This is a genomic window from Hymenobacter sp. CRA2 (assembly GCF_002007105.1).
GTDB lineage: Bacteria > Bacteroidota > Bacteroidia > Cytophagales > Hymenobacteraceae > Solirubrum.
This window is the reverse complement of record NZ_MVBC01000016.1, coordinates 110,944-120,754: the sequence shown is the minus strand read 5'-3', so window position 1 is coordinate 120,754 and position 9,811 is coordinate 110,944. Positions and strand designations below refer to the sequence as shown.

Here is a 9,811-nt window from a genome sequence, read left to right as displayed (position 1 = left end):
CGCAAAAGCGCGCGGCCACTTGGGCCTGCCGGGCGCCCGGCTCGGCCAGCGCCTGCGCCACGCGCTGACGCAAATCCATCGAGTATGCTTGCATACAGCCGCTTACGTACGCGGAGCGCCAGCAGCTACATTGTCTGTGAATCTGCTATAGCTTATTCTAACGCCGACGACGCAGCTGAACAGGATATGCGCCAACTTATCGTGTTTAAAGACCTGGTGCGTTTTGCCTTGCACGAAGGCGTGGTGCTTAATGCAGCAGTCGTTGACGCCCTTCTGAACGGTCTGGCCGCAGATGACGAAAATACCAGCTGGCACTACATGGAGGTCCTGATGAATTCGATGGAAGAAATGCTCATAAGCAACAAGCTGCCAGCGCACACGGCAGCACTCTATCAGCTCTGGCAGCAAGAACTAGCTTAGTCTTGCAGTTATTATCGTATAGCACGGTAGTGGGAGTTAGCCCAGCCGACTATACACCTTTTCCAGCCGCGTGATGTGTGTCAGCACGGGCGCGGCCCACGTAGGTATGTCAGCTACTGCAGTCGGCTTTTGGCCGGGCACAAAATCCAATACTTCCCGCGGCAAGGAAGTATTGTCGTAAAGCTGCAGCCGGTCGAAGGCGCGGTAGTGGCGCTTCAGCAGGGAAAGGCTATTGGCGTAACGCTGAGCAATAAGGGGCGCTGGAATGTCGTGGCCGCCTTCACGTACCCGTTGGGCTACGCGCTCCTGGCACAGCGCCACCGATTCGAGGCAGACGAAGCGCAACTCTACCCGGTAGCCGGATTGCCGCAGCGACTGGAACAGTGTATAGTCCCGCTCCGTGGCGGCATTGGTTTCAATTACAAAAGAAGCGCGCTGAGCTACCCATTCTTCCTGCTGCTGGCGCAGCGTAGCCTCGATAGTGTGCGCGTCAACACCCTGTTGGTATAAAGCATCGCCATTTAGACGAGGTACATCGGAGGCTTCATACCAATAGATAGACGTCTTGCCAGCCCCATTAGGCCCGGCCAGGACGTACACCGTAGGCACCGCTTCACCCATGCCGCTACTCCGCCAGCACCTCCAGGCGGCCGGTGGCCGGCCATTCGCGTACCAGACGGCCTTGCTGGTCGCGGTACGTCAGAGAAGAATTGGCAGCTTTGGCTCGGTTGGCCACGCTGGCTCGGAAACCACGCTGAAACTCCGGCGTAGCTACCCGCTCGGCCAGGTTGGCCAGGTTATCGAGTTGCTGAGCAACGTTGGACGCGGTATCCATCTGGTAAAGAGAATTTCAGTGAGCTTAAAGTTAACGCCAAAACCTGCTAATAGGTGCAGCGACCGTGTCGACATCCGGTTCTGCCGGATTTAGCAGCAACTGATTCTGAACGAGCTGCCGCAGGAAATCCTGAGCGGCAAGGTGAGCAAGGACGCCGTGGTGGAAGGCGGCACCATCCGCTTCACCAACGCGGACGTGCAGATTCCGGGCGTGTAACTCGCTTCATATAAGAGTAAAAAGCCCCGCCGGCGCAGTGCCGGCGGGGCTTTTTTTGTTAGGTCCAATGGCTTACAAATAGCCGCCCGTCACCAGGTACTGCACCGCGTCCTGCTGGGCCGCCGACACACCGCCGACGGCGGTACGGGTGTGGTACTGGTTGTTTTTCTTCACCAGCAGCTTGTAGCTGATGTCGCGGGCACCGGGCGAGTCCGCCATCCAGGCCTCCACGGCAAACTCGGCGATGGTCATGCCGTCGGGCAGCGTCACGGTGAAGTTGGCGCGGCCTTTCTCCTGGCTCCCCGGGTTCAGGTAGCCGATGACGGTGCCGCTCTGCCGGATTTCGGTGCGCTTGGTGCGCTTGTTGTACTCGATGCTGGGTGCGCCCGCGCCCATGCGGTTGCGGTTGACGGTGCTGTACTGCAGCGGCTTGGCGTTGGCCTGCTCGCTGGCCTGGGCAGCGTACTTAGCCGAGAGCTTTTCGCCGTAAGCAGCCGTGAAGCGGGTAATGCCTTCGGGGTTGGGCTTGCCCTCGCGCAGCACTTCGTTTTTCACGAAAGCCTCGGCCAGCTGCTGGGCGAAGTTCATGCCTGATTTGCTCATTTCTGCCGTTTCGCCGCCGGGCTGAAACGTGAGCATGTAGTACACGAAAGTCTCGTTGTTGGGCAGCTGGGTGATTTTGCCCTGGGCCTTGGCTACTTCGGTGCCATCCAGGGTCAGCAGCGTGAAGTCTTTCAGCAGGCCGCCCGATTTTGTCAGCTTGCCGTAGGGCTGCTTGTCGACGGTAATCACGTCGCCTTTCAGCGACACGTTTTGGGCAGAGGCCGCCACGGTCAGGCAGGTGAACAGGCCTGCAGCCGCCACTCGGGTCACCACGCGGAAGGTAGAAGTGAGCATAAAATAAAAGAGAAGATGAAGGGCCAGACCGTACGTTCGAGCCAGCACAAAAACATTGCAAGCTAAGCAATTAAACCGACAGCGGCGTCAGCTCATACACCACTCATTGTTGGCGGCTGTAAGCGCTAAACCGGCGTTATCGGCAGTTCTGCGGCCAATCAGCGTGCAGCAAACAATGATTTTGTCACAGAACTGATAAGTTCCGGCCTACAGGCACGGGGTAGGTCGTCTTCTCACTACCGACCAGCTCATCCTCAGCCGCTTCGCTCGCAGCGGCGTATAGGGTTGTTAATTCATTCGCAACCATCTGACGCCGCACCATGCTACATCCCCCTTTACCACGCCTGCGGGGGCCGCTCACCCCTCCGCGTTTGCTACGCCTGCTCGTCTTGCTGCTGCCCTTGCTAGCCTTGCTGCCCGGCTGCTCCAACGACGATGACAACTCCACCCCGCCCGCCGGGCCCGATAAAATAACCGTGCCCCAGGCGGCCCTCTCGCCCGAAGGCATTCAGTGGGACGAGGCCAGCCAGCGCTTTTGGGTGAGTTCCCGCACCCGCGGCCGCCTCGGCACGGTAAAGGACGACAGCAGCTACACCGCGCTGGCCGACGACCCGCGCCTGATTTCCACCATCGGCCTCAACCTCGATGCCAGCCGCAACCGTGTGCTGGCGGCTGTATCGGATGCCGGCGTCAACACCAGCCGCTCCACGGCCGCCACGCTGCGTAAGCTCGCGGCCGTGGCCATTTTCAATTCGGGCAACGGCGCCCTGCAGTCCTACATCGACCTGGGCAGCAAGGCCGCTACCTACCCGCAACACTTTGCCAACGACATTGCCGTGGACGGGCAAGGCAATGCCTACGTCACCGACAGCTTCGCGCCGGTCATCTACAAAATCGACGCGCAAGGCACCGCCACGGTATTTCTGGACAACGCGCAGCTGAGCGGCGGCACGGGCTTCGGCCTGAACGGCATCGTGTTCCACCCCGACGGCTACCTCATCGTGGCCAAGACCAACGACGGCGCTTTGTTTAAAGTCCCCATCAGCAACCCCACGACCTTTACCCGCGTGACCACCGCGCAAAACCTGACGGGCGCCGATGGCCTGCTGCTGTTCGACAACCAGACGCTACTGGTAGTAGCTGGCAGCCAGGGCACCGTGTACCGCCTCAGCAGCACCGATGCCTGGGCCAACGCCACGGCCGCGGGCAGCTTTGCTACCGGTGCCGTCAGCCCCACCACCATCACGCGCCGCAACGCCGATGCCTACGTGCTCTACCCCTACCAAGCTACCTCTCCACGCTTTGCCATCGTGAAAGCGCGCTTCTAGCAAGTAACGCTGCCTCAGGTCGGTACAGTAATATAAAAGCCCGCTGGAGCAGTACCAGCGGGCTTTTTTGTGTTTGAAGCAATGTATTTACCGCGTAGCAGCGCGCATCATTTCGCGGGCTTTCTGCTGGCGCAGGGCTTCGCGCAGGTACGCGGCCTCGGCGAAGTGCTGCGCATTCAGGTTGCGGCGGTACTTGGCCGGAATGGGCTTGCCGGCGGCGTACTCCTGGCTCACGCGCTGCAAGTGGCTCTTGTTGTACTTGGAAGCGTGCAGCACGAAGCCCGTGACGGTGCCGGCCAGCACGGCCACGCCCAGCGGCGGCGAAATGGCCTCCTCCGCTACCTGCGTCTGGCCGTAGCGGTCGGTGGTGGAAATGGGTAGTGCCAGGCACATACCCGCCATGAACGGCAGGGTAAACAGCCACCCGGCCGTGCGCCGCTTCCGAAACAGCGAAACCAAGGCGCCGGTGGTATCTGCTTCGGTGCCTTTGGGGCGGTAGCTCGGCAAATACCAGCCGTTGTACACCAGCACGGCACCGGTATCGGCTACCGGCGACGCGTACGCCGCCGACCTGCGCGCTTCATCTGACAAGGTTTGGCCCTGTACCTGGGAAAGTACGCCGCTCAGCAGCATGGCGCTGAGCAACAAAGCAAATCGACGCATCGGGTTAGTTGGCGGAAGTGACTTTGACGGGCTTGTAAGGAATGATGGGCTGGTCGAAGAAGCGAGGCTTGAGCTTGCGGCGCACGTTGCGCGGCAGCGGCTGCCCGGCTGCGTAGCTGGCCAGCAGCTGATCCAGCTTGCCGTTGCTGTAGTGCACCATCTTGCCCACGCCGTAGGCCATGATGGGCGTAGCCACCAAAAACGCCACGGCCGGGCTCGGGCCCTCTTCCTGAATGACCACGCCGTTGCCGGCATTGACGGTGTTGCCGCCCGCCGTGGCCATGCGCACGGCCGCCAGCGTGGCCCCCAGTATCCAGCTGGCTCCGCCGGCCTGGCGGCGGCCGTAGAGGTTGATGAGGGCCTGCGCCGTATCGTTTTGCAGGTACTGGGCGCGCAGGCGCTGTTTGAAGGTTTCGGAGGCCAGCGTGGTGCCGGGCGCCTGTGCCCAGGCGCTGCATACGGACACGCTCAATAAGCCACTTAAGAGTAGCGGTTTAAGCATCTATTGACGGTGGTTAACGACGAGACAGAATTCCGGCTAAGGTACCAGGATCCATTCAAAAATCCCATACTCTCCGGCCCTGGTCAGGCCTTCACCTCTTATGGGTTGCGCAGGCGCTGGCATGAGCCAGAATTGGACGTGTAAACCAGGCAGCCCCGGAGTCAGCTACCAAACTGATACTGTGCCTGCCAGCCGAGTGTAAACCCCAAAACCACCCCGTGCCGTCTTTGGGAAGTTGCACCTTGCCTATCCAATTAAACTTTATTTATCCTATGATAAATGCTAAAATGAAATTTCAATATAATTTTGATGCCCTTCCAAGCTATTGGTGCATAACCGGCTGAAGAATCTGCGTTTGCCTTTCATTTTTTAAGTTTTCTATGATAAAATCTTTATCACACCAAGGTTCTGGTGCCTTAGCTTCCGCCCGTCGCAGGCGGGTGAGCCGACACCGCCCACCCCATTGGGCTGCTTTGCTGGCATTTTGCCTGCTGCCCTTGCTCAGCCAGGCGCAGCGCTGGACCGCCCAGAGCAGCGGCTTGCCGACCTCCCCGCCCTACGGCATCCGCACCCTGTCGGCGGTGAGCAGCAACGTGGCCTGGGCCTCGGCCTACGACGCCTCGAGCACCGGCGCAGTAGCTACCACGCTCTACACCCGCACCATCGACGGCGGCGCTACCTGGGTGGCCGGTTCGGTGCCCACGGGTCAGACCGGCTACGACATTTCGGCCATCAGCGCCGTGGATGCTAACAACGCCTGGGTGTCGCTCTACAACTCGGTGGCCAACGCCGGCGGCCTTGTCTACCGCACCAGCAACGGCGGCGCTACCTGGACGCGCCAGAACAGCGCCGGTTTTCTGGTGGCGCAGGGCGGCTTTGCCAACGCCATCCACATGTACGACGCCAACACCGGCTGGTGCATGGGCGACCCTACGCTGGGGTACTTTGAAATGTACCGCACCACCAACGGCGGCACCACCTGGACGCGCATTTCAAGCAGCAACATCCCGGCTATTCAGAACGGGGAGGTGAGCTTCGTGGAGGCGGTGGCGTACTACGGCAACCACATCTGGTTCGGCACCAACTTCGGGCGCGTATTCCACTCCCCCGACCAGGGCCAAACCTGGACGGTGAGCAGCACCGGCCTGAGCAGCTTTACCCGCCTGGCCTTCTCCGATGCCCAGAACGGGCTGGCGCAGTACAACGGCACGGCCTGGCGCCGCACCACCGACGGTGGCACTACCTGGAGCATCTTCACGCCCGGCACAAACGTGCAGAACGGGCCCATAGCGGGCGTACCGGGCGTGGCCGGCATGTTTGTCAGCAACAGCAACGCCGGCTCGGCTTACACCACCAACAACGGCACCACCTGGACCCTGATTGACAGCAACCCGCACACGGGCATGGGCTTTCTGTCGGCGCAGATCGGCTGGTCGGGGGGCTTTTCCAGCCAGACGAGCATGTACCGCTGGAGCGGCGTGAGTACCAACGGCTACTGCGTACCGCAGCAGCCGGCCTGCGGCACGGCCGCCGGCAGCCCGACCATCACCAACGTCAGCATCCCGAATACGACGCTGAACTCGACCAGCGGCTGCAGCGACGCCGACGGCCCGGGCTTCACCATCTTCTCGCCCAGCACGCCTGGCAGCACCGCCGTGCTTAGCCCCGGTGGCTTCTACACGCTGGTGGTAACCACGTCGACTTCGGCCATTATTTCGGCTTGGCTCGATGTGAACCGCAACAACGTGTTCGAAGCCTCGGAGTGGGTGCAGGTATCCACCGCCAGCACGGCCGGCCAACCCTCGGGCGTGAGCCTGCAGGTGCCCGTTGGCGCCTTGCAAGGCACCACGGGCCTGCGCATCCGCAGCCGCCTGGCGGGCAGCGCCAACGGCTCAGCCGACGCCTGCTCGACTTTTGGCTCGGGTGAAACCGAGGACTACACCGTCACCATCAGCAGCTGCGCGCTGACGCTGCCCAACCCCACGGCTACCTCGCCGGTGTGCCAGGGCGGCACCATCACGCTGTCGGCCCCCACGGTAGCTGGCGCCACCACCTACCGCTGGACCGGCCCCAACGGCTACGCGGCCACGGGCCAAACTGTGAGCATCACAAATGCCACTACGGCCAACTCGGGCACTTATACCCTCACCACGAGCAACAGCACCTGCAGCACCAGCAACAGCGTGAGCGTGGTGGTATCGGCTCGTCCCACCGTCACCATTACCCCCAGCGGCCCGACGACCTTCTGCCAGGGCGGCTCGGTAACGCTGACGGCCACGGGCAGCACCGGGCTTACCTACCAGTGGAGCAACGGTGCTACCACGCCCTCCATCACGGTATCGGCGGCGGGCACGTACAGCGTCACGGGGACAAACGCACAGGGCTGCAGCGCTACCTCGACGGCCACGGCCGTTACGGTGAATCCGAGCACCTCGGCTTCGTTTAACTACGGTGCCTCGTCGTTCTGCCAGTCGGGCGCCGATCCGACCCCGTCCGTTTTCGGGACGCCGGGCGGTACGTTCAGCTCCACTTCGGGTCTGAGCCTGAATGCCACGACGGGCCAAATCAGCGTAGCCAACTCCACGCCGGGCACCTATGCAGTAACCTATAGCGTGGCGGGTCCCTGCCCTTCCTCGGGTACGCTTTCCATCTCCATCACCCGCGCGCCGTCGGCTTCGTTCTCCTACCCGGCCACGGCCAACTGTGCCGGCACCACCGGCACCGTATCGCCCGCGCTGGGTACGGGCGCTTCGGCGGGCGTCTTCTCCTCGACTTCGGGCCTGACGCTTGACCCGGCAACGGGCGTGATTAACCTCGCCTCGTCCGCGGCCGGCACCTACACTGTGACCAATACCATTGCAGCCGCCAACGGCTGCGCGGCTACGTCGGGCACGGCTACGGTGACCATCAACCCGGTTGCTTCGGCGGCGTTTGGCTATGCAGTAGGTCCGTTCTGCCAATCGGGCGCGAACCAGACGCCGACTGTGACGGGTACGGCCGGCGGCACGTTCAGCTCGACCTCGGGCTTGAGCCTGAACGCCACCACCGGCGCCATCAACGTGGCCGCGTCCACGCCCGGCACCTACACCGTCACCTACTCCACCGGCACCGCCTGCCCGGCTTCGGCCACCACGCAGGTCACCATTACGGCGCCGGCCACGGCCGGCTTTAGCTTCGCCAACGCCAGCTACTGCACCTCGGCCAGCGGCACCGTCGCGCCTACTCTGGCGGCAGGGGCCTCGGCAGGCACGTTCTCGTCTACGGCTGGTCTGAGCCTTAATGCAGCTACGGGGGCCATTACGCCCGGCAGCAGCACGCCCGGCACCTACACCGTGACGAACACCATTGCGCCGGCCAACGGCTGCGCCGCCGTCACCAGCACCGCTACCGTGAGCATTGCCGCTCCGGCCACGGCGGGCTTCAGCTACGCGGCTGCCAGCTACTGCACCTCGCAGACCAGCCCGGCCACACCGACGCTGAGCACCGGCGCCACCGCGGGCAGCTTCTCCTCGACGGCGGGTCTGGCCATCGACGCGGCTACGGGGGCCATTACCCCGAGTGCCAGCACGCCGGGTACCTACACGGTTATCAACACCGTAGCGGCTTCGGGCGGTTGCGCCAGCGTAACCAGCACGGCTTCCGTGACTATCACGGCTCCGGGCCTAGCTACCTTCAGCTACCCCAGCTCGGCCACGTACTGCGCCGGCTCGGTCGGGGCTGTATCGCCTACGCTGAGCACGGGAGCTTCGGCGGGCGTCTTCTCCTCGACTTCGGGCCTGACGCTTGATCCGGCAACGGGCGTGATTAACCTCGCCTCCTCCGCGGCCGGTACCTACACCGTGACCAACACGCTGGCACCTTCGGGTGGCTGCGCTGCCGTGAGCAGCACGGCTACCGTAACCATCACGCCGGCTGCCTCGGCCGCGTTCAGCTACAGCGGCTCGACGTTCTGCCAGTCGGGCGCGAACCAGATGCCGACCGTGACGGGTACGGCCGGCGGCACGTTCAGCTCGACCTCGGGCTTGAGCCTGAACGCCACCACGGGCGCCATCAACGTGGCCGCGTCCACGCCCGGCACCTACACCGTCACCTACACCACCGGCACCGCCTGCCCGGCTGTAGGAACGGCTACGGTGACCATCACCACGGCTCCGATTGCCACGTTTGGCTACGCCAATGCTACTTACTGTGCCGGCTCAACCGCCAGCATCACGCCTGCCTTCGGCACCGGCGCTTCGGCTGGTACGTTCAGCTCGACCACGGGCCTGAGCATTAACCCTGCGACGGGCGTGATTAATCTGTCGGCTTCGATGCCGGGCACCTACACCGTGACGAATACCATTGCTGCCTCGGGTACCTGCTCGGCCGCTTCGGCGACGGCGACGGTGACGGTGGAAGCGGCGCCGGTGCGCCCGACGGTGAGCGTGAGCTACCCCTCGGCGGGCGTGGCGGTGCTCAGCAGCTCGTCGGCCACGGGCAACCAGTGGTACCTGAACGGGGTGGCCATCAGTGGCGCCACGGGCCCGAGCTACACGGCCACCGGCACGGCGCAGCCCGGCGCCTACACCGTGGTGGTGAGCTCGGCCCAGGGCTGTGCCTCGCAAGCTTCGCTGCCGCTGACGGTGACAGCGAGCAGCAAACCGCTGGCCGGCTCCTCGCTGCAGCTCTTCCCCAACCCGACCCCCGACGGCCGGCTCACGCTGCAGTTGAGCGGCTACCACAAAGCTGTGGAGCTGACCGTGCTCAACGCCGTGGGCCAGGTGGTGTACCGCCATGTGGTACCGGCCGGCCAGGCGCAGCTGCTGCTGGACCTGCGCCAGCAGCCCACCGGCGTCTACATCCTGCGTGCTGCCACCGACGGCGGCACCGACACGCGCCGCATCGTGCGCCAGTAAGCACGGGATACGTCCCTCACTAAAAAGCCCCGCCGGTCTTGCCGGCGGGGCTTTT

The 9,811-nt window shown here is 63.3% G+C and carries 8 protein-coding genes; 3 read left to right on the top strand and 5 right to left on the bottom strand.

Annotation, left to right across the window (positions count from 1 at the left end):
- Nucleotides 1–186 precede the first annotated feature (186 nt).
- Nucleotides 187–420, top strand: a complete 234-nt coding sequence (locus B0919_RS21130) for a hypothetical protein (protein WP_078014286.1) — start codon at nucleotides 187–189, stop codon at nucleotides 418–420.
- A 36-nt stretch (nucleotides 421–456) separates the two neighbouring features.
- Here B0919_RS21130 and B0919_RS21125 read toward each other — a convergent pair whose 3' ends face one another.
- The 3 genes from B0919_RS21125 to B0919_RS21115 all read right to left on the bottom strand — a co-directional run bounded on the left by B0919_RS21125 (nucleotide 457) and on the right by B0919_RS21115 (nucleotide 2,368).
- Nucleotides 457–1,041, bottom strand: coding sequence for an AAA family ATPase (locus B0919_RS21125; protein ID WP_078014285.1), 585 nt, complete (start codon nucleotides 1,039–1,041; stop codon nucleotides 457–459).
- 4 nt (nucleotides 1,042–1,045) lie between these two features.
- The gene (locus B0919_RS21120; RefSeq protein WP_078014284.1) at nucleotides 1,046–1,255 is read right to left on the bottom strand and encodes a hypothetical protein; all 210 of its coding nucleotides are present in this window, start codon (nucleotides 1,253–1,255) and stop codon (nucleotides 1,046–1,048) included.
- Nucleotides 1,256–1,543: 288 nt separating this feature from the next.
- On the bottom strand, nucleotides 1,544–2,368 hold the full coding sequence (locus tag B0919_RS21115) for a hypothetical protein (RefSeq protein ID WP_078014283.1): 825 nt from the start codon (nucleotides 2,366–2,368) through the stop codon (nucleotides 1,544–1,546).
- A gap of 320 nt (nucleotides 2,369–2,688) precedes the next feature.
- Here B0919_RS21115 and B0919_RS21110 point away from each other — a divergent pair, with 320 nt between their 5' ends.
- Nucleotides 2,689–3,696 (top strand): SMP-30/gluconolactonase/LRE family protein, encoded by a 1,008-nt coding sequence (locus B0919_RS21110; RefSeq protein ID WP_078014282.1) that lies wholly within the window; start codon nucleotides 2,689–2,691, stop codon nucleotides 3,694–3,696.
- An 87-nt stretch (nucleotides 3,697–3,783) separates the two neighbouring features.
- Here the strand turns inward: B0919_RS21110 and B0919_RS21105 are convergent, their stop codons facing one another.
- Nucleotides 3,784–4,359 carry a hypothetical protein gene (locus B0919_RS21105; RefSeq protein WP_139362303.1) on the bottom strand — a complete coding sequence of 192 codons (576 nt, stop codon included), beginning with the start codon at nucleotides 4,357–4,359 and terminating at the stop codon, nucleotides 3,784–3,786.
- Between the two features lie 4 nt (nucleotides 4,360–4,363).
- Nucleotides 4,364–4,825, bottom strand: a complete 462-nt coding sequence (locus B0919_RS21100) for a hypothetical protein (protein WP_139362302.1) — start codon at nucleotides 4,823–4,825, stop codon at nucleotides 4,364–4,366.
- Nucleotides 4,826–5,334: 509 nt separating this feature from the next.
- Between B0919_RS21100 and B0919_RS21095 the strand changes: the two genes are divergently transcribed.
- The gene (locus B0919_RS21095) at nucleotides 5,335–9,756 is read left to right on the top strand and encodes a GEVED domain-containing protein (protein WP_078014279.1); all 4,422 of its coding nucleotides are present in this window, start codon (nucleotides 5,335–5,337) and stop codon (nucleotides 9,754–9,756) included.
- Nucleotides 9,757–9,811 lie beyond the last annotated feature (55 nt).

Excerpts from the sequence above, each read along its gene's own strand:
- B0919_RS21130 (WP_078014286.1), top strand. The coding sequence starts at position 187 with ATGCGCCAACTTATCGTGTTTAAAGACCTGGTGCGTTTTGCCTTGCAC.
- B0919_RS21125 (WP_078014285.1), bottom strand. The coding sequence starts at position 1,041 with ATGGGTGAAGCGGTGCCTACGGTGTACGTCCTGGCCGGGCCTAATGGG.
- B0919_RS21120 (WP_078014284.1), bottom strand. The coding sequence starts at position 1,255 with ATGGATACCGCGTCCAACGTTGCTCAGCAACTCGATAACCTGGCCAAC.
- B0919_RS21115 (WP_078014283.1), bottom strand. The coding sequence starts at position 2,368 with ATGCTCACTTCTACCTTCCGCGTGGTGACCCGAGTGGCGGCTGCAGGC.
- B0919_RS21110 (WP_078014282.1), top strand. The coding sequence starts at position 2,689 with ATGCTACATCCCCCTTTACCACGCCTGCGGGGGCCGCTCACCCCTCCG.
- B0919_RS21105 (WP_139362303.1), bottom strand. The coding sequence starts at position 4,359 with ATGCGTCGATTTGCTTTGTTGCTCAGCGCCATGCTGCTGAGCGGCGTA.